The sequence below is a fragment of the Streptomyces coryli genome (assembly GCF_011044975.1).
GTDB classification, from domain to species: domain Bacteria; phylum Actinomycetota; class Actinomycetes; order Streptomycetales; family Streptomycetaceae; genus Streptomyces; species Streptomyces coryli.
In genome coordinates this window covers 1-23,320 of sequence record NZ_JAAKZV010000120.1, presented here as the reverse complement: position 1 = coordinate 23,320, position 23,320 = coordinate 1, and the positions used below count along the sequence as shown (strand labels likewise).

21 protein-coding genes and 1 riboswitch are annotated in these 23,320 nt (G+C 71.7%); of the genes, 11 read left to right on the top strand and 10 right to left on the bottom strand.

The window, feature by feature from the left end; all coding sequences use genetic code 11:
- Positions 1 to 668: AzlC family ABC transporter permease (locus tag G5C51_RS24265; protein ID WP_165240311.1), on the bottom strand; the 668-nt coding region annotated here is incomplete at its 3' end.
- Positions 669 to 735: 67 nt separating this feature from the next.
- On the opposite strand from G5C51_RS24265, the gene G5C51_RS24260 reads away from it, so the two are divergent.
- The 6 genes from G5C51_RS24260 (at position 736) to G5C51_RS24235 (ending at position 6,279) form a co-directional block, all read left to right on the top strand.
- A complete protein-coding gene (locus G5C51_RS24260; protein WP_165240310.1) occupies positions 736 to 1,314 on the top strand; it encodes a helix-turn-helix domain-containing protein in 579 nt (192 codons plus the stop codon).
- A 97-nt stretch (positions 1,315 to 1,411) separates the two neighbouring features.
- Positions 1,412 to 2,107: a FadR/GntR family transcriptional regulator gene (locus G5C51_RS24255; protein WP_165240309.1), complete on the top strand. Its 696-nt coding sequence runs from the start codon at positions 1,412 to 1,414 to the stop codon at positions 2,105 to 2,107.
- Positions 2,104 to 2,886, top strand: a complete 783-nt coding sequence (locus G5C51_RS24250; RefSeq protein WP_206314268.1) for a creatininase family protein — start codon at positions 2,104 to 2,106, stop codon at positions 2,884 to 2,886. Before G5C51_RS24255 ends, G5C51_RS24250 begins: the two co-directional genes overlap by 4 nt.
- 116 nt (positions 2,887 to 3,002) lie before the next feature.
- The gene (locus tag G5C51_RS24245) at positions 3,003 to 3,947 is read left to right on the top strand and encodes a CE1 family esterase (RefSeq protein WP_206314267.1); all 945 of its coding nucleotides are present in this window, start codon (positions 3,003 to 3,005) and stop codon (positions 3,945 to 3,947) included.
- A gap of 26 nt (positions 3,948 to 3,973) precedes the next feature.
- The gene (locus G5C51_RS24240) at positions 3,974 to 5,548 is read left to right on the top strand and encodes an AbgT family transporter (protein ID WP_165240307.1); all 1,575 of its coding nucleotides are present in this window, start codon (positions 3,974 to 3,976) and stop codon (positions 5,546 to 5,548) included.
- A 131-nt stretch (positions 5,549 to 5,679) separates the two neighbouring features.
- Positions 5,680 to 6,279, top strand: a complete 600-nt coding sequence (locus G5C51_RS24235; protein ID WP_165240306.1) for a Uma2 family endonuclease — start codon at positions 5,680 to 5,682, stop codon at positions 6,277 to 6,279.
- Position 6,280: 1 nt separating this feature from the next.
- On the opposite strand, the gene G5C51_RS24230 is transcribed toward G5C51_RS24235, so the two are convergent.
- From G5C51_RS24230 to G5C51_RS24220, 3 genes are read right to left on the bottom strand one after another with little or no spacing between them, the layout of a single operon-like run.
- The gene (locus G5C51_RS24230; protein WP_240929894.1) at positions 6,281 to 7,453 is read right to left on the bottom strand and encodes a sialidase family protein; all 1,173 of its coding nucleotides are present in this window, start codon (positions 7,451 to 7,453) and stop codon (positions 6,281 to 6,283) included.
- A gap of 59 nt (positions 7,454 to 7,512) precedes the next feature.
- Positions 7,513 to 8,376 (bottom strand): ABC transporter permease, encoded by an 864-nt coding sequence (locus tag G5C51_RS24225; RefSeq protein WP_165240304.1) that lies wholly within the window; start codon positions 8,374 to 8,376, stop codon positions 7,513 to 7,515.
- Positions 8,373 to 11,078 carry an alpha/beta fold hydrolase gene (locus G5C51_RS24220; protein ID WP_165240303.1) on the bottom strand — a complete coding sequence of 902 codons (2,706 nt, stop codon included), beginning with the start codon at positions 11,076 to 11,078 and terminating at the stop codon, positions 8,373 to 8,375. Before G5C51_RS24220 ends, G5C51_RS24225 begins: the two co-directional genes overlap by 4 nt.
- Before the next feature lie 179 nt (positions 11,079 to 11,257).
- Here G5C51_RS24220 and G5C51_RS24215 point away from each other — a divergent pair, with 179 nt between their 5' ends.
- Positions 11,258 to 12,316 (top strand): aldo/keto reductase, encoded by a 1,059-nt coding sequence (locus G5C51_RS24215; RefSeq protein ID WP_165240302.1) that lies wholly within the window; start codon positions 11,258 to 11,260, stop codon positions 12,314 to 12,316.
- Positions 12,317 to 12,326: 10 nt separating this feature from the next.
- On the opposite strand, the gene G5C51_RS24210 is transcribed toward G5C51_RS24215, so the two are convergent.
- Positions 12,327 to 13,199 carry an SGNH/GDSL hydrolase family protein gene (locus G5C51_RS24210; protein WP_165240301.1) on the bottom strand — a complete coding sequence of 291 codons (873 nt, stop codon included), beginning with the start codon at positions 13,197 to 13,199 and terminating at the stop codon, positions 12,327 to 12,329.
- A 141-nt stretch (positions 13,200 to 13,340) separates the two neighbouring features.
- On the bottom strand, positions 13,341 to 14,294 hold the full coding sequence (locus G5C51_RS24205; protein WP_165240300.1) for a GlxA family transcriptional regulator: 954 nt from the start codon (positions 14,292 to 14,294) through the stop codon (positions 13,341 to 13,343).
- A 71-nt stretch (positions 14,295 to 14,365) separates the two neighbouring features.
- On the opposite strand from G5C51_RS24205, the gene G5C51_RS24200 reads away from it, so the two are divergent.
- A complete protein-coding gene (locus G5C51_RS24200; RefSeq protein WP_165240299.1) occupies positions 14,366 to 15,319 on the top strand; it encodes an NADP-dependent oxidoreductase in 954 nt (317 codons plus the stop codon).
- A 53-nt stretch (positions 15,320 to 15,372) separates the two neighbouring features.
- Here the strand turns inward: G5C51_RS24200 and G5C51_RS24195 are convergent, their stop codons facing one another.
- From G5C51_RS24195 to G5C51_RS24180, 4 genes are all read right to left on the bottom strand, one after another.
- Complete coding sequence (locus G5C51_RS24195; RefSeq protein WP_165240298.1) at positions 15,373 to 16,074, bottom strand: PhzF family phenazine biosynthesis protein; 702 nt, start codon at positions 16,072 to 16,074, stop codon at positions 15,373 to 15,375.
- A 2-nt stretch (positions 16,075 to 16,076) separates the two neighbouring features.
- The gene (locus G5C51_RS24190; RefSeq protein WP_240929893.1) at positions 16,077 to 17,753 is read right to left on the bottom strand and encodes an acetolactate synthase large subunit; all 1,677 of its coding nucleotides are present in this window, start codon (positions 17,751 to 17,753) and stop codon (positions 16,077 to 16,079) included.
- An 11-nt stretch (positions 17,754 to 17,764) separates the two neighbouring features.
- A complete protein-coding gene (locus G5C51_RS24185; protein WP_165240297.1) occupies positions 17,765 to 18,346 on the bottom strand; it encodes a TetR/AcrR family transcriptional regulator in 582 nt (193 codons plus the stop codon).
- A 241-nt stretch (positions 18,347 to 18,587) separates the two neighbouring features.
- On the bottom strand, positions 18,588 to 19,229 hold the full coding sequence (locus G5C51_RS24180; RefSeq protein WP_165240296.1) for a TMEM175 family protein: 642 nt from the start codon (positions 19,227 to 19,229) through the stop codon (positions 18,588 to 18,590).
- A gap of 100 nt (positions 19,230 to 19,329) precedes the next feature.
- A riboswitch (M-box (ykoK) riboswitch) is annotated at positions 19,330 to 19,499 on the top strand.
- A gap of 163 nt (positions 19,500 to 19,662) precedes the next feature.
- Here G5C51_RS24180 and G5C51_RS24175 point away from each other — a divergent pair.
- The 3 genes from G5C51_RS24175 to G5C51_RS24165 form a co-directional block, all read left to right on the top strand.
- Positions 19,663 to 20,406 (top strand): magnesium transporter, encoded by a 744-nt coding sequence (locus G5C51_RS24175; RefSeq protein ID WP_165240295.1) that lies wholly within the window; start codon positions 19,663 to 19,665, stop codon positions 20,404 to 20,406.
- A gap of 133 nt (positions 20,407 to 20,539) precedes the next feature.
- A complete protein-coding gene (locus G5C51_RS24170) occupies positions 20,540 to 21,787 on the top strand; it encodes a DegT/DnrJ/EryC1/StrS family aminotransferase (protein WP_165240294.1) in 1,248 nt (415 codons plus the stop codon).
- A partial coding sequence (locus tag G5C51_RS24165; protein WP_420824848.1) for a lipopolysaccharide biosynthesis protein occupies positions 21,784 to 23,320 on the top strand: 1,537 nt, incomplete at its 3' end. The genes G5C51_RS24170 and G5C51_RS24165, both read left to right, overlap by 4 nt.

Here is a 23,320-nt window from a genome sequence, read left to right as displayed (position 1 = left end):
CCCCCGCCCACAGCCGCCACCGCGACCCCCGCCAGCGCCAGCAGCACCGGCAGCCCGGCGGGCAGGAACGGCGCCGCGGCCAGCGCGATCGCCGCCCCGGTGAGCGCGGCCCGCCGGGTGGCGGCCTCGCGCAGCGCGGGCAGCACCAGCGCGAGCAGCACCGCCGGGAAGGCGGCGTCCAGGCCGAAGGCGTCCGTATCGCTGATCACCGTGCCGCCGTAGGCGCCGAGGACGACGCCGACGTTCCAGCAGATGAAGAGGCCGACGCCGCAGCCCCAGTACGCGGCCCGGCGGCGCCGCGGCTCGCGCTGGGCGAGGGCGAAGGCGACGGTCTCGTCGATCATGATGTGGCTGCCTACAATCCGCCGCGCCCAGCCCGTACCGAGCACATCGCCGACCGTGAAGCCGAACGGCAGGTGGCGGGCGTTGACCAGCAGCCCGGCGACCACGGCCGCGACCGGGTTGCCGCCGGCCGCGAGGATGCCGACGAAGATGAACTGCGCCGCCCCCGCGAAGACCACCACGGACAGCAGCATCGGCAGCCACAGGGGCAGCCCGGCGCTGACCGCGATGGCGCCGAAGGAGACGCCGACGAGCGCGTCGGCCGCGCAGACCAGGCCGATGTCGCGGGCCAGGTCGCGATCCAGGGTTCGCCATATCGAACGCATGGCACTATATGTAGAACGTAAACACCCCGTTCGTCAAGTCGAACGATCCGCCCACTGGAGCGAACGCATGGCCGCTGACCAGGACAAATCAGTCACCTCTGGTGCCCCGCTCGACGTCATCGCCGCCTCCCTGCGCCGCGAGCGCGCCCGCACCGGCCTCTCGCTCGCCGAGGTGGCGCGGCGCGCGGGCATCGCCAAGTCGACCCTCTCGCAGCTGGAGTCGGGCGGCGGGAACCCGAGCGTGGAGACGCTGTGGGCGCTGAGCACGACCCTGGAGATCCCCTTCGCCCAGCTGCTGGAGCCGCCGCGGCCGCGGGTGCAGGTGGTGCGGGCCGGCGAGGGCCCGTCCTTCGCCTCCGAGCACGCCGATTACGTGGCGACGGTGCTCGCCGTCAGCCCGCCGAACACCCGCCGCGACCTCTACCTCGTCACCGCCGAGCCGGGCAGCGTCCGCGCCTCCGACCCGCACAACCCCGGCGTCGTCGAGCACGTGATCATCGGCGCGGGCCGCGCCCTGGTCGGCCCCACGGACGAGCCGGTGGAGATCGGCCCCGGCGATTACGTCGCGTACCCCGGCGACGCCCCGCACATCTTCGAGGCGCTGGAGCCGGGGACGAGCGCGGTGCTGGTGTCCGAGCATCACTGAAGATCAATGAAGATCACCGAAGATCGGTGAAGATCACTGAAAAGCCATCGCGTCACGACCGTTGACGCCCTGACTCATCAATTGATTTAGTCACTTCATGAGTTACGGCGAGCAGTCGCTGTCCGCGCGCCTCGCGGACGACATAGTCGAGATCATCCGGGCCGAGCGGCTCGCGCCCGGGGACGCCATCGCCTCCTCCCGCGAGCTGGCCAAGCGGTTCGAGGTGACCACCCCGACCGTGCGCGAGGCGCTGCGGCGGCTCGAGGCCACCGGGGTGGTGGAGTTCCGGCACGGGTCCGGCACCTACGTCGGGCCCGGCGTCCACCGGCGGCTGCTCGCCAATCCCCATCTGCCGCGCAGCAGCCGCGAGTCGGTGCTGGAGCTGGTCGAGGCGCGCCTCGTCGTCGAGCCCGCCATCGCCGCCGCGGCGGCGCGGCTGCGCGAGCCCGAGGCCGTACGACAGCTGGAGACCGCCTCCCGCAACGCCCTGCTCCCGCCCGAGGAATCGCTGCGCCAGTCGGTGCACTTCCACGTCGCCCTCGCGGAGGCCAGCCACAATCCGCTGCTGCGCGAGACGATCGAGGCACTGCTGCACGTCCGCGCCCGCGAGCAGGTGGAGATCCGCTTCCGGTACAACGACCGGGACCGCGACCACGCCGAGCATGTGCAGATCTTCGAGGCCGTACGGGACGGGGACGCGGCGGCCGCGGAGCGGCTGACCCACGATCACCTGGCGGCGATCCGGGACGCCGTCCTTGCCGCCGACTTCGAGGCCCCGGAGGCCGCGCGGTGACCAGGCGCACGGTGACCGAGCCCGTCAAACTCGCCGAGATGACGACCGTCGAGGCCGCCGCCGCGGTCGCCCGTAGCCCGCTCGTCATCCTTCCCGCCGGCGCGTACGAGCAGCACGGCCCCGGCATGCCGCTGGCCACCGACACCCTGCGCGCCGAGGCCGTCGCCGAGCGGGTGGCGGCGGAGCTGGGCGGCCGGGCGGTGATCGGCCCGTCGCTGCCGGTCGGCGTCTCGCCGCACCACCTCGGCTTCGCCGGCACGGTCACGCTCACGACCGGGACGCTCGCCGCCGTCGTCCGCGATTACGTGGGGAGTCTGCACCGGCACGGGTGGCGGAAGTTCCTGGTGATCACCGGGCACGGCGGCAACAACGCCACCCTCACCACCGTCGCCCAGGATCTGCTGGCGGACCGTCCGGACGTGGAGTTCGCCTGGACGCCGGTGACCGTGCTCGCCTCCGAGGTAGTCGCGGAGATGGGCGTCAGCGAGGTGCACGGGCACAGCGGCGAGGCCGAGACCGCCCAGATGCTGCACCTCGCGCCCCAACTCGTCCACCGCGAGCGGCTCGTCGCCGGGACGACCGCGCACGACCAGCTCGACCCGCTGTCCAAGGTCGCCCGGCGCGGCGGCCATCCGACCCTGACGCTCCCGTACGACCGCCTCTCGCCCAACGGCGTGCTCGGCGACCCGCGCACGGCCACCCCCGAGGACGGCGCGGCCATCGTGGCCGCGGTCGTCACCCGTATCACCGCCTTCGCCAAGGAGTGGCTGGACTCCTAGCCCTCCCATCACAACCGCAGCACCGGGCGGCCCCCGAGCGGGCCGGTCCGTAGGCACGACCTGCCCTGATGAATCCAGCCCGCCGCCGGGACGCGGCCGGGCGGAAGGAGCCTGCCTTGAAGGTCACTTCAGCACGCCTGCGTACGGTCCTCGCGGCCGCCCTGCTCGCCCTCGCCGGCGGCGCCGCCCCCGCGCACGCCGCGCCCGCGGCGGCCGCGGACGGCTGCGGCGCCGCCCCGCCGCAGGCCCCCGGCACCAGCACCGACCACACCCTCACCAGCGGCGACCGGGAGCGCGGCTACCGGCTGCACCTGCCCGACGGCTATACGGGCGAGGAGCGGCTGCCGGTCGTGCTCGCCTTCCACGGGCGCGGGAACGCCGCCGCCACGACGGAGGAGTTCTCGAAGCTCTCCACGCTGCCGGCGATCGTCGCGTACCCGGAGGGCGTCGTCGACGACGAGGGCAAGCAGGCGTGGCAGGGCGCTCCGTACTCGGTGCCCGGCGTCGACGACGTCGCTTTCGCGGGCGATCTGCTCGACGAGCTGCAGGCCGAGCTGTGCACGGACGAGCGCCGGGTCTACGCCACCGGGAAGTCCAACGGGGCCGGTCTCACCGCCCTCCTCGCCTGCCGCCTGTCCGACCGCATCGCCGCGATCGCCCCGGTCGCCGGCGCCTTCTACCCCGGGACCGGGACGGGCCAGGACTGCGCCCCCTCCCGGCCGGTCCCGGTGCTGGAGTTCCACGGGACCGGCGACACCACGATCCCGTACGCCGGAGACGCCGACCGCGGGCTGCCCGCGGTCCGTGACTGGGCGGCGGGCTGGGCCGGGCGCAATGGCTGCGAGGCGCAGGTCCCGGACCGTACGACCGCGCCGGACATCACCGTCGCCCGCTGGACGGACTGCGACCGGGACGCCGAGGTGCGGCACATCGCCGTCACCGACGGCGGCCACACCTGGCCCGGCGCCGACAGCTACAGCGGTGGCGGCTACGTAACCCAGTCGATCGAGGCCCACGACGTGCTGTGGGACTTCGTCCGCCGCTACGCACTCCCCCGCTGACCCCTCGTCCCCGCCCTGGAGTTGCCATGACCGCGACCGGCCCCGCCACGAGACCCGCCAACCCACCCGAGCCGCCCGAGCCATCCGAGAAGCTGCCGCGCCTGCTGCGCGCGATGGCGGTGATCGAGCGCGCGGGCAACGCCCTCCCGCACCCCTTCTGGCTCTTCTGGATCCTCTCCGCTCTGCTGGCCGCCGTCAGCGCGCTGCTCGCCGCGCTCGACGTCTCCGTCGTCTCGCCGGAGACCGGCAAGACGGTCGCCGTACAGAACCTGCTCAGCGGCGAAGGCCTGGCCATGGCCACCTCGACGATGATCGAGAACTTCGCCGCCTTCCCGCCGATGGCCACGATCGTGGTGGTCATCATGGGCGTCGCGGTCGCCGAACGCTCCGGCTTCCTGGCGGCGCTGATGAAGCGTGGCGTCTCCCGGGTCCCCGCCTCGTGGGTGGTCTTCGCGGTCGCCTTCGCCGGCACGGTCGCCCACGTCGCCTCGGCTGCGGCGTACATCATCCTGGTCCCGCTGGGCGGCCTCGCCTTCCGGGCCGTCGGGCGGTCGCCGATCCTCGGCATCGTCGTCGCGTATACGTCGATCGCCTCCGGTTACGACGCGAGCCCGGTGCCGACGCCCAACGACGCGATTTTCGCGGGCATTACGACCGCGGCGGCGAAGATCGCGGGCGGGGACGACGCGTATGTCTCCCCGCTCAGCAACTGGTTCTTCAACATCGCCTCATCGCTGCTGCTGGCCCTGGTGATCACGCTGGTGACCCGCCTGGTCCTGAACAAGCGCACCGACCTCGACCCGGACCCGGACGCGGACCTGGAGGACATCGGCGCGCTGGAACTGTCCGACCGCGAGCGCTCGGCGCTGCGGCGGGCGGTGCTGGCACTGTTCGCAGGCCTGCTCGCGCTCACGGCGACGGTGCTGCCGACCTCGTCCCCGCTGCGTGGCGAGGGCGGCGCAATCGCGGAGTCCCCGCTGATGGACGGCATAGCAGCCTTCGTAGCCTTCCTCTTCCTCCTGACGGGCGTCGTCTACGGCACGAGGGCAGGCTCGATCAAGAAGGCCGCCGACGTCCCGAAGCTGATGGCCGAGGGCGTCAAGCAAATGGCCCCGGTCCTGGTCCTGTTCTTCGCCATCGCCCAATTCCTGGCGTATTTCGACTGGACCCACATAGGCGAGGTCCTGTCGGTCAACGCCGCCGAAGCCCTGAAGAACAGCGGCCTGCCGATCGTCGTGGTCTTCCTCCTGATCCTGCTCCTCCTGACCCTGGTCAACATCATGGTCACGAGCGGCTCAGCAATGTGGGCCCTGGCCGCCCCGGTCCTGGTCCCGATGCTGATGCTGGTCTCGGTCCCGGCAGAGACAACGCAAGCACTCTTCCGCATCGCCGACTCGGGCTCGACCGCCATCACGCCAATGAGCCCGTACTTCGTGATGGCCCTGGGCTTCCTCCAGCGCTACCGCAAGTCGGCCGGCATCGGCACCCTCGCCTCGTACACCCTCCCGCTGGCAGTCGCGATGACGCTGGCATGGACCGCACTCTTCCTGCTGTGGTGGGCCCTCGGCATCCCGCTTGGCCCGGGAGCCCCGGTGCGGTGAGCCGGTCGGCGATCAGGGCCGTGACCTGCGATGGGCGGCACTCCTCGAACGGGTGAATGCCGCCAAACGGGACACGGCCCTGGTCGCCGTCCTACGATGATGTCCTCGACCCGATCCACCAGGAGGCCGCTATGTCTGCCGCCGCAGTAGAGCACCCCTGTGAGGACGAGCCGCGTTCGCTGCTCCAAGAGGCCGAGCGCCTCACCGAGCTGCTTCCGGGCTACCGCGTCGAGATCCTCGGGGGAGAGCTGACGGTGACCCCAGCCGCTGACGGTAGGCACGGGCGTGTGCTCACCGACCTCACCTTTGCCTTTGCCTCCGCCCACACCCGCGAGACGAAGGTTATCCAGGCCATCGGCCTGTGGCTCCCCGACGGCCCATTCGACTACGCCATTCCCGATCTGGCAGTCGTCGATGCCGACTTCCCAGACCATCTCATCGAGGCCAACTGCTACGACCCCGCGGTGTTCCGTCTCGTGCTGGAAGTGACCTCCAGCAACTATGCCACCGACCTGCGGACGAAGGTCGCCGCCTACGCCATCGCCAAGGTCCCGGTCTACGTGATCGTCAACCGCAAGGCCGACCGCGTCCACGTCCTCACGGATCCATTCGCCAACGAGTTCAACAACCACCGCATCCACGCCCGCGGCGAGCACATCACGCTCCCCGACTCCATCGGCGCGGAGATCGAACTCGATGTGACGGCAATTCTCGATTCCTGCAGCAGCTGAGCTACTGGGCAGAACCCGTCGCGTAATACGGCTTGCAGACCGTGCCCTCGTAGTCGGTGGCGATCTCCATCAGCCTGCTGCCATCTGCCGAAGGCAGCAGCGCGGAGCTGTAGTTGGGGCAGTAGTCCACCGTTTGGGACTCCACCGCCACCGGGGCTGAGATCTCCTTCCACGCGCCCTCGCCGTTGTTCGAGTTGGTCCATACCGTGCGGCCGCTGCCTGCCGCCCGCGTGCCGTCGGCGTTGTACATGACCTGGCCTACCAAGTAGAGGCGGCCGTTCGGGTTGCCCGGTTCCGGGCCCCAGGCCAGGTTCGGGGCGTGTCGGAAGTACTTGCCGTCCGCCGTCTCCGGGCGGTAGCCGAGGTGTTTCGGGTCGCCCCAGTCCCAGCCGTCGGCGGAGGTGCGGTAGTGGGTGACGCAGATGTACTGGCCCGCCGCCGCGCAGATCTCGTACGACATGAAGTACCTGCCGTTCGGGAGCTTGCGCACCACCGCCATCCCCGGGCGGTCCGAGGCGAGTGCGGAGGCGATCGTGTCGTGGTGGCCGGTCCAATTGAGGCCGTCCGTCGTGCGGGCCGCCACCAGCTTCTGGCTGTGGGTGCCGTCCGTTTCGTCGGAGTAGTGGGCGACCAGCGCGCCGCTTGCGTCGATGGAGAACTCCGGTTCCCACAGGCCCTTTTCGTTCCCCGCCGTCGCGATCGTCGAGAGATACGACCACGAGCGGCCGGTGTCCGTGGACTTGAAGACCCGCAGCGTCATGCGGCGATTCGCCTCGTCCTGGCCCACCGACGCCGCCCACAGCAGCGTCCCGGCCGGCAGGTCGCCCACCTGGCGCGGCAGCTCGTAGAGCGTGGCGCAGCACAGGCCCTGGCCACCTGCCGCCTCCGGGTCGGCGACCGTGCCGACCTCGGCGAAGCTGCCGCCGTCGTCGGTGGATTCGTAGATCGCGCCGAGGCCGTTGTTGCCGTCGAAGGTGACGACGGACGCCAGCACGCGGCCGTTGGCGGCGCCGCTGTGCTCCAGGCGGATGGCGCGCGGATACAGGCCGGTGCCGTCGCGGAGCTTGGTGCCGGTGGCGGCGTCGGCGGGGTCCGGGGCCGCGTACTGCGCGGCGAGCAGCGCGGCGACGAGTGCGAGAACTAACCCGAGGATGTGGGGGATTCGGCGCGACATGGCGGACAACGTAGAGCTACGTTCCAACGTTGTAAAGGCCCCTCGTCACGGCCGGCGCGCTACGACACGATGTCCTTCCGCGCGAACCCCCGGAAGGCGAACCCGAAGAGCACCAGCGCATACGACACCGACACCGCCGCCCCCTTCACCATCCCGCCCCACTCCAGCTGCGGCTGGAGCGCGTCCACCCACGCGTACGCCCAGTGCGCCGGCAGCACGTCCCGCCAGCCGCCCAGCGCGGTGACCGCGTCGAGGACGTTGCCGAGGATCGTCAGTCCCACCGCGCCACCGACCGCGCCCAGCGGCGCGTCCGTGCGCGTCGACAGCCAGAAGGCCAGGGCAGCCGTGACCAGTTGGGAGACGAAGAGGTACGCCACCACCATCGCCAGCCGCGGCAGTACGTCGCCGGCCGGCAGCGCGCCGCCCGTCGGCAGTTCCAGCGGCCCCCACCCGTACGCCACCGTGCCCACGGCCAGCGCGATCAGCGGCAGCATGACGAACGCCGCCGCGCTCAGCCCCAGCGCGACCGCCAGCTTGCTCGCCAGCAGCCGCGCCCGCGGGACCGGCGCCGCGAGCAGGTAGCGCAGCGAGGACCAGCCCGCCTCCGAGGCGACGGTGTCGCCGCAGAACAGCGCCACCGGCACCACCAGCAGGAAGCCGGCGGAGGCGAAGAGCGTCATCGCGGTGAAGTTGCCGCCGGAGTTGGTGGCCGCGTCCATGAGGGTGGCCCGCTCGTCGCCCCCGCCCGGCCCGCCGGCCAGCGCGAAGGCCGCGACCAGCACGAACGGCAGCGCGGCGAGCACCGCGAACATCACCATCGTGCGGCGGCGGCGCAACTGCCGGATCAGCTCGACGCGCAGCGGCAGCGTGCGCCCGGGGCGGTAGCCGGGGGCGGTCTCGACCAGCGTGTCCGCGGCGGTCATGAGCGGTCCCCTCCGATCAGGGTCAGGAAGGCGTCTTCCAGGCGGTGTTCGGTCCCGTACGACGAGACCTGGATGCCGAGCTCCAGCAGCTCGGGGAGCAGCCGGGCCGGGGTGGTCGCGTCGTGGTCGAGGCGGAGCAGCAGGCCGTCGGGGCCGTTGGCAGCCGCGGCGACGCCGGGCAGCGCGCGGACCTTCTCCAGCAGGGCCTCGCTCAGCGGCTCCCCGTCGTGACCGACCAGCAGCCCGTCCCCGTTCCCGGTGATCTCCGCGACCGGGCCCGCCTGCACGAGCTGCCCGCGGTCCATGACGACGAGGTGCGTGCAGGACTGCTCGACCTCGGCGAGGAGGTGGCTGGAGACGATCACGGTCCGGCCGCCCTCCGCGTACCGGATCAGGACCTCGCGCATCTCGCGGATCTGGGGCGGGTCGAGGCCGTTCGTCGGCTCGTCGAGGATGAGCAGGTCCGGCAGGCCGAGCATGGCCTGGGCGATGGCGAGGCGCTGCCGCATGCCCTGCGAGTAGGTGCGTACGGCCCGTGCCAGCGCGTCGCCCAGGCCCGCGATCTCCAGCGCCTCCTCCAGGTGCGCGTCCTCCGCCGGGCGGCCGGTGGCGCGCCAGTACAGCTCGAGGTTCTGCCGCCCGGTGAGGTGCGGCAGGAAGCCCGCGCCCTCGACGAAGGACCCCGTACGGGAGAGGACGGGGGCGCCCGGGGTGATCTGGTGGCCGAAGACCCGGATCTCGCCGGCGTCCGGCGTGATCAGGCCCATCAGCATCCGCAGCGTGGTCGTCTTGCCCGCCCCGTTGGGGCCCAGGAGGCCGAGGACCTGGCCCTGCTCGACGCGGAAGGACAGGTCGCGGACCGCGTACCGGTCGCCCGACTTCCCGTAGCGCTTGGTCAGCCCGGTGATCTGCAGCGGTACGCCGGCGAGCTCCGGGTCGGGGGCGGCGGAGGCGCGGCGGCGGCTGGTGAAGATCAGCCCGCCCGCGATCGCCAGCCCGGCCACCGGCAGCGCCCACACCCACGCCGGGACGCCGGCGGGCTGGGTGTCCACCTCGGGGGCGGTCGGGACGTGCACGCCTTTTTCTGAGGCGTCGGCGAGCGAGACGGTGTACGTGGCCGGGTCGTTGGGCGTGGCATAGCCGAGGTCGGTGGCGGAGAGGACCAGGCGCAGCTTGTGGCCGGCGGCCACCTTGTGGTCGACCGCGGGGAGCTTCAGCTCGACCGTACGGCCGCCGTCCTGGTCGGCCCCGCTCACCCGCACCGGCGAGACGAGCTGGCTGGGCAGCACCTGCTGCCGCCCGTTCGCGCCGACGTCGTAGAGCTTGCCGAAGAGCACGGCGTCCTTCGCGTCGGCCGAGACCTTGACCCGTACCGTCGGCTCACCCGTGATCTGCATCTGCTTGCGCAGCGGCGCGGAGTCGAAGCGGGCGTACTGCCCGGGGACGTCGAGCGACAGCCCGACCCCGAGCGACGACGGCAGCTGCGAGAGCGCGCCGCCGCCGGGGAGCGCGGAGATGGCGGGCGGCGAGGCACCCGGCGGGTTGGCGAAGGACTGCTCGCGGCCGGAGAGCGCGACGGTGCGGTCACCGGCCTCCAGACCGGGATACGTGTCGCTGTCCGCGCCCCGGGTCCTGGCCGCCCCGTCCGCGGTGTCGACGCCGCCGGTACGGGTGACGCGGAAGGCGGGCCCGGTGTCGGCGCCCTTGTCGTCCTTCAGATAGCGGTCGAACCAGGCGGTGGTACGGGCCTGGATCCGGCCCAGCTCCGTATCGCCGCCGTCGTGGCCGCCGGGGATCCAGTCGACGGCGACCGGGGCGCCGTTCCCCTTGATCGCCTTGGCCATGGCGTCGGCCTGGCCGAGGGGGAAGAGCGAGTCGGACTGCCCCTGGGTGATCAGCGCGGGCACGTCGATACGGTCGCCGACCGCGGACGGGCTGCGCTGCTCGAGCAGCTTGCGCGCCGCGTCGTCCGGCTTCCCGCTGACCGCGACCCGCTCGTACATCGCGCACAGGTCCTTCGCGAAGCGCCCGCACCCGGGCTTGCCGCCGCCGTTGCCCGGCTGCGGGCTGCCGGTCAGGTCGACGGAGGCGGTGGTGAAGAACAGCCCGGCCCAGAGCTTCTTGAAGACGCCGTTGGGGAAGAGCGCGTCGGCCAGATTCCAGTACGTGATCTGCGGCGCGATGGCGTCGACCCGGCCGTCGTGCCCGGCGGCGAGCAGCGCGATGGCGCCTCCGTACGACGCCCCGGACATGCCCACCCGCGGGTCGCCGGCCTTGTCGAGCTGCACCTCGGGCCGCTTCGCCAGCCAGTCGATCATCCGGCTGACGTCCTTGACCTCGTGCTCGGGGTCGTTGAGCCCGATCTTGCCGGTCGAGTCGCCGAAGCCGCGGGCGGACCAGGTCAGGACGGCGTATCCGTCCTTGGCCAGCTGCTCGGCCTGCTTGCGGTTGTCGTCCTTGCTGCCGCCGAAGCCGTGCCCGAGCAGCACGGCGGGCCGCCGGCCGCCGCCCTCGGCGGCGAAGTACGAGGTGTCGATCCGCGCCCCCGGCATCGCCATCGTCCGGTCCGAGCGCTGCACGCGCGGGCCGTCGTCGCCGGTGGCGGCGGTCGCGGTCCAGGTGCCGAGCCCGGCCAGCACGATGAGCGCTGCCGCACCGGCGACGATGCGGCGCGAGCGGCTCCGGGGTAGTCGCAGATCCATGTGATCGACCCTACGGGCGCGGGTCAAATGGATCGGCCCCCCGAGGTCGGAACCGGGACGGGGCGCTCTACTCCCGGTGGAGTACGACAAGTAAAGGAACCAGGGTTTCGTTAGCTCGCCCAGGATGCTACCGTGACATCACTAACGGAACTTCAGAACCATTAGAAGGGTACCCTGTCATGGAATACCGCCAGTTGGGCCGCTCCGGCCTCAAGGTCCCCGCCCTCAGCTTCGGCACCGGCACCTTCGGCGGCCGCGGCCCGCTCTTCGGCGCCTGGGGCACCACGGACGTCGACGAGGCCCGGCGCCTGGTGGACGTCGCGCTGGACGCGGGCATCACGATGTTCGACACCGCGGACGTCTACTCCGACGGTGCCTCGGAGGAGGTGCTGGGCGCGGCCCTCAAGGGCCGCCGCGACGAGGTGATCATCTCGACCAAGGCCGGACTGCCGATGGGCGAAGGCCCGGGCGACGCGGGCACCTCCCGCGCCCGCCTGATCACCGCCGTCGAGGACGCCCTGCGCCGCCTGGACACGGACCGCATCGACCTCTTCCAGCTGCACGCGTACGACGCCTCGACCCCGGTCGAGGAGGTGCTGGCGACCCTCGACCAGCTGGTCCGGCAGGGCAAGATCCGCTACACCGGTGTCTCCAACTTCTCCGGCTGGCAGCTGATGAAGTCCCAGGCCGCCGCCGACCGCCAGGGATGGCCGCGCTACGCCGCCCACCAGGTCTACTACTCCCTCGTCGGCCGCGACTACGAGTGGGAGCTGATGCCGCTCGCGCGGGAGGAGGGCGTCGGCGCCGTCGTCTGGTCCCCGCTCGGCTGGGGCCGCCTGACCGGCAAGATCCGCCGCGGCCGCCCGCTCCCGGCCGGCAGCCGGCTGCACGACACGGCGTCCTTCGGCCCGCCCGTACCGGACGAGCTGCTCTATCGCGTGGTGGACGCCCTGGACGAGGTGGCGGCGGAGACCGGCAGGACGGTCCCGCAGATCGCGCTCAACTGGCTGCTGCGCCGCCCGACCGTCTCCTCGGTCATCATCGGCGCCCGCAACGAGGAGCAGCTGCGCGCGAACATCGGCGCCATCGGCTGGGAGCTGACCCCGGGCCAGGTGGCGAAGCTCGACGCCGCGAGCGCGACGGACGCGGCGTACCCCTACTTCCCGTACCAGCGCCAGGAGGGCTTCGCGCGGCTGAACCCGCCGGCGGTGGACCTCACCCCGCCGGCGGGCAGCTGACGGCCGGCGACTACAGGCCGAGCGCCTTCATCGTCTCGTCCGCCATCCGCGACTCGCCGTAGGCGTTGGGGTGGACGGGCGAAGTGGACAGGACCGGGTCGATCCAGCGGGTGCCGTACGCCTGGCAGGCGTCGTGGCCCTCGGACGACTCGGCGAAGTCCACGAAGGTGGCGCCGCTGCCGCTCGCGGCCTTCTCCACCGCCGTGTTGAGGTGGGTCTGCAGGTCGCGCAGGTACGGGACGTCGCCCTCGGCGACCGGCAGGGTGGGGAAGCAGCCCTTCTCGGCCGGCAGGATCCACGGGTAACCGAGCACGGCGATACGGGCGTTGGGCGCCTTCTCCTTGACCTTCGCGACGGCCGCCTTGACCGCCGGAGCCGTCTTGTTGAGGACGTCGTCCGTGAACTTCGAGCCGTTGGCGTCCTTGCACGGGCTGCCCTTGCCGCCGGAGCCGAGGCCCGCGGTGGCGCAGGCCAGGATGGCGCCGACGAAGGTGTTGTTGTCGTTGCCGCCGATGGTGAGGGTCACCAGGTCGGTGTCCGCGCTCAGCGCGTTCACCTGCGGGGCCACGCCCGGGTACTGGGCCGCGGTGAAGTGCTCGGTGGTGGCGCCGCCGCAGGTGACGTCCTTCAGGTCGGCGCCGGTCTTCTTGGCGATGACGTGGGGGTAGTTGAGCAGCGACCGCAGGCACGGCAGCGGTGCCGTCGGGTCCAGCGGCAGCACGGCGGAGCCGGCGCTGTAGCTGTCGCCGAGGGCGACGTAGTCGAGGTCGTCGTCGGCGGCGGCAGAGGCGGCCTGCGCCGCCGGGGCGCCGAGGGCGGCGGTGGCGGCGAGCGCGGCGGCTACGGCCACGACGCGGCTGCGCGTACGGGTGGGGGACGGCATCTGGTTACTCCCTAGGACCAACAGCGTTGTTGACGGGGGCATTACAGCGACGCTGCCGTGAAGTTACTGGCGGGTTTGAACGGAGGTCAATAGCCGTGCGTGACCTGCGTCTCCCTCAGGAGCGCGATTCGGTCACCCGGCTCAGCGGTCGGCGCGCTCGCGCGCCTGGAAGGTGCGGCGGTACGCCTGCGGGGACACGCCTATCGCCGCGTGCAGGTGCTGCCGCAGCGAAGCACTGGTCGCAAAGCCGACCTCGGCGGCTATTCGCTCGACCGGCAGATCCCCGGCCTCCAGCAACTGCCGGGCCCGCTCCACCCGTTGCCGGATCAGCCACCGCCCCGGGCTCATCCCCACCTCGTCGCGGAACCGCCGCGCGAAGGTGCGCAGGCTCATCCCGGCATGCCCGGCGAGCTCGTCCAGGGCGAGCGGCTGATCGAGCCGCGCGAGCGCCCACGCCCGCGTCGCCGCCGTACTGGCCGCGGCCACTGGGGGCACCGGCTGCTCGATGTACTGCGCCTGCCCGCCGTCCCGCCACGGCGGCACCACACAGCAGCGGGCGACGTGGTTGGCGGTCTCGGTGCCGTGGTCCGTACGCACGAGGTGCAGGCAGACATCCACACCCGAGGCGGCACCGGCGGAGGTGAGGATGTCCCCGTCATCGACGAAGAGCACACCGGGGTCGAGCTGCACGTGCGGATAGAGCCGCCGGAAGCGGTCCGTCTCCCGCCAATGCGTGGTGGCCGGGCGGCCGTCGAGCAGCCCGGCGGCGGCGAGCGCGTAGGCGCCGGTGCAGATGGAGACGATCCGGGCGCCGGGGCGGATACGGGCGAGGGCGGCGGCCGTGCCGGCCGGCGGCTCCTCGCCGACCAGCGCGCAGTCGTACGGCGGGATGACCACGGTGTCCGCGGTCGCCAGCAGCTCCGCGCCGTGCTCGACGGCGATCGTGAAGTCCGCGCTCGTACGCACCGGGCCGCCGTCAGCCGTGCAGGTGCTCACCTCGTAGCGCTCCGGCAGGGTGCCGAAGACGCGGCGCGGGATGCCGAGTTCAAAGGGGTAGACGCCGTCGAGCGCCAGAACCGCCACGCGGTGAGCCATGGCAGGATCCTATCGGGGCATGACCTTTGTGCCATTGCCCGGGGGGTGCGGGTCGCGGCAGCCTTGAGCCCATGAACGACGCGAACGCTGACATGCGAGCCATCCGCCAGGACGTCCTCGGCGGCCCCGAGGTGCTGCGCGAGGTGCGGGTGCCACGCCCCGTGCCGGGCGTGGGTGAGGTGCTGATACGGGTCCGGGCCGCGGGCGTGAACCCGACCGACTGGAAGCACCGGGCGCTGAAGGGGCTGTTCCTGCCGGAGCCGCCTTTCGTGCTGGGCTGGGACGTCTCCGGTGTGGTGGAGGCCGTGGGCGTTGGCGTGGCGCTGTTCAAGCCGGGCGACGAGGTGTTCGGGATGCTGCCGTATCCGCATGGGCACGGCTCGCATGCCGAGTACGTCACCGGCCCGGCCCGCGCTTTCGCCCGTAAGCCGGCCTCCATCGATCATGTGCAGGCCGGGGCGCTGCCGTTGGCCGCGCTCACCGCCTGGCAGGTGCTGGTGGACACGGCGGACCTCCGGGCGGGGCAGCGCGTGCTGGTGCATGCCGCCGCGGGCGGGGTCGGGCATCTGGCGGTGCAGATCGCGAAGGCGCGGGGCGCGTATGTGATCGGGACCGCGAGTGCGGGGAAGCATGGCTTCCTGCGCGAGCTGGGCGTGGACGAGGCGATCGACTATCGCGAGACGGATGTCTTCGAGGCGGTGCGGGACGTCGACGTGGTGCTGGACCCGATCGGCGGCGAGCACGCGCTGCGGTCGCTGCGCACGCTGCGGCCCGGCGGGATCGCGGTCTGCATCCTGCGCGTCGGGCCGGAGTTCGCCGCGGAGGCCGAGCGGCTCGGGGTGCGGGCGGAGGCGCCGATCGTCGAGGCGGACCATGCCGGAATGAACGCCATTGCCGGGCTGGTGGAGTCGGGAGAGCTCCGAGCGACCGTCGCGGACACCTTTCCGCTCGCGGAGGCGGCGAAGGCGCATGCGCTGGGTGAGACGGGGCGGACGGCGGGGAAGCTGGTGCTCACGGTGGACTGAGCCGTCGCACTGGTCCGCGCTGCGCGCGGATATCGCGCCTGCGGCGCTCGGCCTCACTCGGGTCTGACAGCGAGCTCCGCTCGCGGGCCGGCCGGGCTGTGGTGCGGCTGCTCCAGCCGCACCCGGCCGCCCACTTCCACCACCCCGTCCGGGCCGGGCGCCGCCACCAGCTGCGACCCGCGGCCCTGCGTGATGTTCAGCGCCCGGCCCAGCTCCTGCGCCAGCAGGATCGCCGCCGCGCCCGTCGCCTCGTCCTCGTCGATGCCGTCGCCGCGGCCGGGGAAGGCGCGCGCCCGCACCCGGCCCGCGGCCTCGTCCGCCCACGCCCAGGCGTAGATCCACTCGCCGGGCGGCGGCACGTCGAGGGCGTCGACCTCCGCAGGGGACCCGTATCGCCGCAGGGTGCGCGGCGGTGCCCAGTCGGCGCGGGCCTCGATCCAGGTGAACTCGCCGTCCCCGCGCACCCCGACGACCCCGGCCGGCGTCACCAGCTCCGGTACGTCCAGCAGCCACCCGCTGCCCACGCACGGATGTCCGGCGAAGGGCAGCCGCAGCGTCGGCGTATAGATGTCGATCTCGCCGCGCTCCGGGTCGTCGACGAAGACCGTCTCGCTGAAGCCGAGCTTGCGCGCCAGCGCCTGCCGCTCCTCCTCGCCGGGGACCGCCGCGCCCTCGCGGACGACTCCGAGCGCGTTGCCGTGCGCCCCATCGGGCGCGCAGAAGACGCGCAGCACGTCGATCACCGGCGGAGCCATCGTCAGATCGGCTCCTCGAGCTCGCCGAGCCGCTTGGTGAGGGCCAGGTTCTCGGCGTAGTCGACCGGGCAGGCGATGACGTCCACGCCGTCGTGGTCGAGGGCGTCGCGCAGCGTCGGCAGCAGGTCGTCCGCCGACTTCACCGCGTGGCCGCGGGCGCCGAAGCTCTCCGCGTACGCGACGAGGTCCGGATTGCCGAAGCGGGTGTGGGAGTGCCGCCCCATCTCCAGCTCCATCTTCCAGGTGATCAGGCCGTATTCGTCGTCGACCAGCACCAGGACGGTCATCGGGATGCGCTCCCGCACGGCCGTCTCGATCTCCTGGGAGTTCATCAGGAACGCGCCGTCCCCCGTCACCGCGAGGACCCTCCGGCGCCCCTCGACCGCGAGGTGCGCACCGATCGCGCCGGGCACCGCGAAGCCCATCGTCGACAGGCCGTTGGAGATCAGGCAGGTATTGGGCTCGTACGTCGGGTAGAGCCGCGCCATCCACATCTTCCCGGCGCCGGTGTCGACCAGCGCCAGGTCCTCGCGGCCGAGCGCCTCGCGGATGTCCGCGACCACCCGCTGCGGCTTCACCGGCCACGAGTCGTCCGCGCGGCCCCGCTCCAGCTCCTTGGTCAGCAGCCCGCGGATCTCGATGTCGTCGCAGTCGGTCTCGTAGCGGCGGTCGACAGCAGCAGCGAGCGCGTCAAGCGAAGCCGACAGATCGCCGAGGACGCCTACAGCGACCGGGTAGCGGGCGTCGACCTCGGCCGGGAAGTGGTGCAGATGCAGGATCTTCTTGTCGGCCTTGGGGTTGATCTTCACCGGGTCGAACTCCTGGAGCTCGTACCCGACACAGATCAGCACATCGGCCTCGTCGAAGCCGAAGTTGGCGTAGTCGTGCCGCATGAAGCCGACCGCGCCGAGAGCCTTGGCGTGGTCGTCGGGGAAGACGCCCTTGGCATTGAAGGTGGTCGCCACCGGCACGTTGAGCTTCTCGGCGAACCGGATCAGCGCCGCTCCCGCACCCGAACGGGCGGCACCGTGCCCCGCGAGCAGCACCGGCCGCTCCGCCGCGGCCAGCACCCGGGCGGCACGCTCGACCTGGGACGGCGACGGGGCCTCCGGATACACATGGCTGATCGGCAGCGGCGCCAGCGGCGGCTCGGGCACCTGACCCTCGATGTCCTCGGGCAGCGCGAGGAAGACGGCGCCGGGGCGCTCCCGCTGGGCGGTCTTGAAGGCCTGCCGCACCATTTCCGGTACGGCGCCGGCGCTGCGCACCTCCTGCGACCAGTGGGTGACCGGCGCGAACATCGCGGGCAGATCGATGACTTGGTGCGACTCCTTGTGTATCCGGTCGAGGCCGCCCTGCGCGGCGAGGGCGACGACCGGGGTGGAGTTGGTCTGCGCGTCGGCGGTGCCGAGGAGGAGGTTGATGGCGCCGGGTCCGAGCGTCGCGGAGCAGACGCCGGCGCGGCCGGTGATGCGGCCGTACATCTCGGCCATGAAGGACGCGCCCTGCTCATGCCGGGTGAGCACGTACTGGATGGAGTCGGACGCGTTGAGGGCATCGACGAAGCGGATGTTCTCCTCACCCGGGATGCCGAAGACGTACTCGACGCCCTCCGCTTCCAGGCAGCGCACCAGCAGCTGCGCGACATCCTCGCCGGCGGGCATCTCGTCAGTACTCATGCCGCCCGAGCCTAGCGCCCGCCGCCCGGCAGACTCCGGGTGACCAGCGCGTCGATGAGCTTGCCCGTGTCGTACGGCTCGAGCAGGCCCGGCACCGTCAGGTCGTCGACGATGACGCCGAGCATGGCCACGTAGAGCAGCAGCACGGTGTCGCGGTCGCCGGGGAGGCCGGAGTCGAGGTGCCACTTGATGTTCGCGTCGAGCATCGTGGCGAAGATCCGGGTGAGGTCCTCCTGGAGCTCCGGGCGGCGGGTGGCCTCGAGGCGGAGTTCCAGCATGGCGAGGTGGCTGGGCTTGTCGGCGCGCATCCGCTCCAGCAGCTGGCGCAGCAGGATGGCGGTGAGCTCGCGCGAGGGCTTCGCCTTCATCGTCTCGGCGAGCGCCTCCGGGTCCGGGGCGAGGCGTTCGCCGGTACGGGTCATGACCTGGCGGAGCAGGTCGCCGCGGTTGGTGAAGTAGTTGGTGGTGGTGCCGGTCGGCACGCCGGCCTCCTTGTCGACGGCGCGCAGGGTCAGGCCGCGGGAGCCGTCGCGGGCGAGCACCTCGATGGCGGCGTCGAGCAGGGCGGTGCGGCGGGCGGGGTTCTGGCGCATCGTCGGACTTCTCCTCGGATCCTCGGAAGGGTGTTGACACCACTGCGAGTGCAGTACTACGTTCTAACCACTGCACACAGAGTACAACAGCTTCTGGAGGAAAACCCCATGCGAGTACCGCATCAGCACCTCAATCGTCCGCAGCGCGCGCCGATGCCGCGCTCCGTACCCCGCCCGCGTCCGCTGCCCAAGCCCGGCTCCCGCCGGTGAGGGCTTCGACCGAGGCCCCCGATGGCACGTCCTAGCCCTGCGCCGGGACCGCCGCGGGGGCCTTTTGTTCGTCCTGCCGCAGCGGGATGGGGAGTTGGTTGAGCGCGTAATAGACCGCGATCAAGGCGTGGGCGGCGAGCGCTACCGGCGCGGAGAAGAACGAGATCCCCAGCGCCACGGGATACACCAGCACGCCGAGCGCGAAGCGGAAGCGGGTGCCGCGGGCGGCGTCCCGGTCGACGCGCTCGTCGAAGAGGTCGGCGCGGGTCACGTACCACCAGAAGACCGAGAAGGCGACGGCATAGACCACCGTCCAGGCGCTGTAGAGCACCGCCGCGTCGGTGCCGGCCGCGTCGTCGGTGAGATATTCGGCGAGCACCGCCGTGGTCCACGGGATCACCGAAACGACCATCAGGACCAGCAGGTTGAGATAGAGCAGCGGCCGGTCGACCCGCCGCAGGTGCTGGAAGATCGTGTGGTGATTGACCCACATGACGCCGATCACCAGGAAGCTCACCACGTACGCCGCATAGTGCGGCCACTGATCGGCCAATTCCTGCCAGAGATGCGATCCGCTGTGCTCCGGCACCTTGATCTCCAGCACCAGAATCGTGATCACAATGGCGAAGACGCCATCACTGAACGCCTCTACGCGCCCTGTGTGTTGATCCATTTCTCCCCCTCGTACGGCCGGTTGTAAGCATGTAAGCGACTCTATCCCCGCACCGTCCGTATTTGACCTGATTGACGGAATCCGCTTACGCTCGATACCGCATGCACCTCGCTAGGTGAGGCGTCTGCACGGACACAGGCCACTGACCCCAAACGTCGAAAGACGCCCCGGGTCAGGACAGCTCCTCCCGGCTTAAGGGTTGAGCCCAAGTGGCTGCCGCCTCGACGGATACGCCGTGTAGTGCCAAAGCTCTGTCGAGAGAGGTGACTTCCCACCCCTGCGCAGGTGCTGACCTGGCGACCCCGTGCGCCCGAAAACGCAGGAGGTGATGGCTCATGAGTGGCAGTTCCGGCAGTAGCGCTTTTCTTTCCGTGCCCTATTTCCGTGCCCTGTTCAGGCACCGCACACCCCTTTTCTGCATTGAGGTATTGCCATGCTCCGCGAGGACATCACCTTCCACACCCGTGCCCTGCTGACCGTCCCGGTCGTCGGCGAGGACGACCACATGATCGGCATCGTCACCGTCGACGACGCCATGGACCTGGAGAAGGAGCACGACGCCGGGCGGCCGGCCGGCTTCGGCGGCGGCGCGGCCGTGGGCGGCGGCCCGGATCTGGACCTGCGGAGCTCGCCGTTCAGGCGGATCTTCGGCACCCGCCTGATGTGGCTGGCCTTCCTGACCGCCTTCGGCATGGTCACCTCCACCTTCGTCGCGAAGCAGGAGGAGTTGCTGAGCGAGGTGATCGTGCTGGCCGCGTTCATCGCGCCGATCGTCGACATGGGCGGCAACACCGGCAGCCAGGCGGCCACGTTGGTGCTCCGCTCGATGTCGCTCGGGCAGCTGCGGATGCGCTGGAAGGACCTCTTCTTCGTGCTGCGCCGCGAGGCCGCCGTCGCGCTGGCGCTCGGCGGCTGCGTCGCGGTGATGGAGGTCGTGCTCGCGTTCTTCGCCAAGGACGGTCTGGACAGCGGCGTGCTCACCGTCGTCGGCCTGAGCATGTTCGCCTGCACGGTGCTCGGCGGCGTCATCGGCAGCACGCTGCCCTTCCTGGCCCGCCGTCTCGGCACCGACCCGGCGACCCTCAGCTCGCCGCTGATCACCTCGATCATGGACCTGCTGGGCGTCTGCGTTTACTTCGGTCTGGCGTACATCTTCCTTGGCCACCTGTTGGTCTAAGAGGGTGCGCGGGGCGTACCGGAGGATGTCGTTCTTGTCCTGTTGACTGGTGCGCCCCGAATGCACCACATTTGAAGCGGCGGTTGTCTGCCCTTGGGGAGGGGTGGACGGGGGCTGCCGCCTTGGGGGGAATGTGCGATCCACTTTCCGCGGCCGCGGGCGTGTCCAGAGCGCCCGCGTAGCCGCGTATCTGCAGGAGCGTCTTGACCGGGAGTGCGTCTACGTGCCGTCCGGACGGTTCGGGCTCTACCTGGCGTTACGGCAGTGGTGCCCGCCGGGCGGCCGACTGCTGATGTCTCCGCTCGACGACGATGTGCTGCTCTTTCTCGTCCATGCCGCCGGGCTGCGCCCGGTGCTGGCCCCGGTCGACCCCCGCGACGGCAATATCGCCGTCGACGCCGTGTCCGAGCAGACCTGGCGCCGGCTCTCCGGCGTCATGACCACCAATCTTTACGGGCTGCCCGACCGCGTCGAGGAGCTCAAGTCCCGCTGCGTACAACACGGCATCCCGCTGATCGAGGACGCCGCCCACGCGCTGGGCACCAGCATCGGCGGCCGGCCCGTCGGCACCTTCGGCGACGCCGCGTCGTTCAGCCTCGCCAAGCATGCCCGCGCCCGCACCGGCGGCGTGGTCGCCTGCGCCACCCGCACCGACCGGCTGATCCTGGAGAAGTTACGGGACGAGCTGCTGGTCCCCGGCCGGCTCGCCTCCGACGCCGACCACTATCTGCGCCCGCGCGCCGAAAGGCTGCTCCGCCGCCTGCATCTGACCCGCCCCGCCCGCCGGCTGCACGCCGCCCTCGGCCTCGCCGAACGGCCCCGCGGCTCGAACCGCATGGAGCTGCACCCGGACCGGCTGCGCGCGGCCATCGCCCGCGGCCCGGGCCTCGACCACTTCGACCCGTGGATACGGGTCGATCGCCACGACTACCGCCGCGCGACGGGCGGTTGGCGGCTGCGTACCGTGGAGACCCGGCTCCGCAAGGTGGACGACGTGCGCGAGCAGCGCGTCGCCGCGGCCCGGCTGCTGGAGAGCACCGGCCTCGCCGCCGAGGGCGTCACCGCGGCGCTCGCCGGGCCCGAGCCGCCCGCCCTCTTCCGCATACCGCTCCTCGTCGCCGACCGCGACCGCTGGGTCGACATCCTCGACCGGCACGACATAGCCACCGGCTACCTCTATGACGCACCCCTCGACGACTACGCGGGCCCGGAGTTCTGCGACCCGTCCCCCGACCCGGAGCCCGCCCGCTGGTACGCCCGGCACGTACTGCCCGTGGATCCGCTGCGCGCCCGGGCCGCGCACCAGCTGCTGATGACCGGCGGCGCCATGGCCGCCCCCGCCTTCGAGCGTCCCGCCGGGACCGTCGGGAGTACGGCGTGACCGCACCACCCCGCAAGCCGCCCGTGAAGCGTCTGGCCAAGCCGAGCCACGACCACCCCACCATGCAGCTCCGGCTCGGCAAGGACGGCGCCGGATCGCTGTTCCGCAACGCCTACATGCTGATGCTCAACACCGCGGTCTCCGCGGTGCTCGGGCTCGCGTACTGGGTGATCGCCGCCCGCTACTACACGGCGGAGGCGGTCGGCGAGGGCTCGGCGGCCGTCGCCGCGATGCGCTTCCTCGCCGGCCTCGCCGCCACGACGCTGATCGGCGCGGTGGTCCGCTTCATCCCGCGCGGCGGCCCGCACACGCGGCGGCTGATCCTGCAGACGTACGGGATCAGCTGCCTGGTGGTGGGCATCGGCTGCGCGGTCTTCCTGCTGACGCTGGACGTATGGGGGCCGAACTTCGCGCCGCTGGACGGCGTTTGGATCGGCCTCGGCTTCACCGTCGGCACCCTCGGCTGGACCGTGCTGTCGCTGCAGGACGGCGTGCTCACCGGGCTGCGCGAGGCGGTGTGGGTACCGCTGGGCAATCTGGTCTTCTCCGTCGGCAAGCTGATACTGCTGATCGTGCTGGCGGCGGGCATGCCGGTGCTCGGGATCTTCACCTCCTGGAGCCTCGCCATCGCGCTGTCGGTGATCCCGCTCGGCCTGCTGGTGCTGCTGCGGCTCGCGCCGCGGCAGATGCGCCGCACCCGCGCCCGCAAGCCGCCGGAGCGGCGCGAGATCGGGCGCTTCCTGCTGGGTGACTGCACCGGCTCGATGTTCAGCCTCGCGATGATCAACCTGCTGCCGGTGATCGTGGCGACGCAGTTCAGCAGCGAGGAGAACGCGTACTTCTACGTGGCGCTGACCATCGGCGGCACCATCGAGTTCCTCGCCATCAACATGGCCTCGTCGCTGACCGCCGAGGCCTCGTACGACCCGCGCCGGCTCGCCGACGGCATCCGCGGCTCGCTGGTCCGGATGGGCATTCTGCTGATGCCGATCGGGCTGGTGCTGGTCGCGGGCGCGGACATCCTCCTCGGCGTCTTCGGCGAGGGCTACGCGGAGGGCGGCGCCACGGTGCTGCGGCTCTTCGCCCTCGCCGCCTTCCCGCGGGTGATCGTCGAGCTGTACTTCGGCGTGCTGCGGGTGCAGGGCCGCACCACCCAACTGGCCGTACTGCAGGGCATCATGTGCACGCTCGTGCTGGGCGGCTCGCTGGCCCTGCTGCCCGTGGTCGGCATCGCGGGCGCGGGCTGGGGCGTGCTGCTCGGCCAGGTCGTCGTGGCGCTGCTGGCCGCGCCCGGCATGATCGCGGTGGTACGCGAAGCCCACCGGGCCCCGCCGGCCCCGGAACTCCCCGAGCCGAAGTTCGACTCCAGCATGACCCTGACGCTCCGCAGCCCGTGGAGCGAGGTCGCCGCCGGTACTGCGGATGACTACGGCACGGGGTGGGCGCGGCGGGCCGCGTACTACCGGACGATCGCGGAGGACGAGGAGGAGGAGCGGGAGACCTCTGGGCAGCAGCCGGTCCTGCGGACCGCCG

Coding starts and splice junctions, on each gene's coding strand:
- G5C51_RS24260 (WP_165240310.1), top strand. CDS start 736: ATGGCCGCTGACCAGGACAAATCAGTCACCTCTGGTGCCCCGCTCGAC.
- G5C51_RS24255 (WP_165240309.1), top strand. CDS start 1,412: ATGAGTTACGGCGAGCAGTCGCTGTCCGCGCGCCTCGCGGACGACATA.
- G5C51_RS24240 (WP_165240307.1), top strand. CDS start 3,974: ATGACCGCGACCGGCCCCGCCACGAGACCCGCCAACCCACCCGAGCCG.
- G5C51_RS24235 (WP_165240306.1), top strand. CDS start 5,680: ATGTCTGCCGCCGCAGTAGAGCACCCCTGTGAGGACGAGCCGCGTTCG.
- G5C51_RS24230 (WP_240929894.1), bottom strand. CDS start 7,453: ATGTCGCGCCGAATCCCCCACATCCTCGGGTTAGTTCTCGCACTCGTC.
- G5C51_RS24225 (WP_165240304.1), bottom strand. CDS start 8,376: ATGACCGCCGCGGACACGCTGGTCGAGACCGCCCCCGGCTACCGCCCC.
- G5C51_RS24220 (WP_165240303.1), bottom strand. CDS start 11,078: ATGGATCTGCGACTACCCCGGAGCCGCTCGCGCCGCATCGTCGCCGGT.
- G5C51_RS24215 (WP_165240302.1), top strand. CDS start 11,258: ATGGAATACCGCCAGTTGGGCCGCTCCGGCCTCAAGGTCCCCGCCCTC.
- G5C51_RS24210 (WP_165240301.1), bottom strand. CDS start 13,199: ATGCCGTCCCCCACCCGTACGCGCAGCCGCGTCGTGGCCGTAGCCGCC.
- G5C51_RS24205 (WP_165240300.1), bottom strand. CDS start 14,294: ATGGCTCACCGCGTGGCGGTTCTGGCGCTCGACGGCGTCTACCCCTTT.
- G5C51_RS24200 (WP_165240299.1), top strand. CDS start 14,366: ATGAACGACGCGAACGCTGACATGCGAGCCATCCGCCAGGACGTCCTC.
- G5C51_RS24195 (WP_165240298.1), bottom strand. CDS start 16,074: ATGGCTCCGCCGGTGATCGACGTGCTGCGCGTCTTCTGCGCGCCCGAT.
- G5C51_RS24190 (WP_240929893.1), bottom strand. CDS start 17,753: ATGAGTACTGACGAGATGCCCGCCGGCGAGGATGTCGCGCAGCTGCTG.
- G5C51_RS24185 (WP_165240297.1), bottom strand. CDS start 18,346: ATGCGCCAGAACCCCGCCCGCCGCACCGCCCTGCTCGACGCCGCCATC.
- G5C51_RS24180 (WP_165240296.1), bottom strand. CDS start 19,229: ATGGATCAACACACAGGGCGCGTAGAGGCGTTCAGTGATGGCGTCTTC.
- G5C51_RS24175 (WP_165240295.1), top strand. CDS start 19,663: ATGCTCCGCGAGGACATCACCTTCCACACCCGTGCCCTGCTGACCGTC.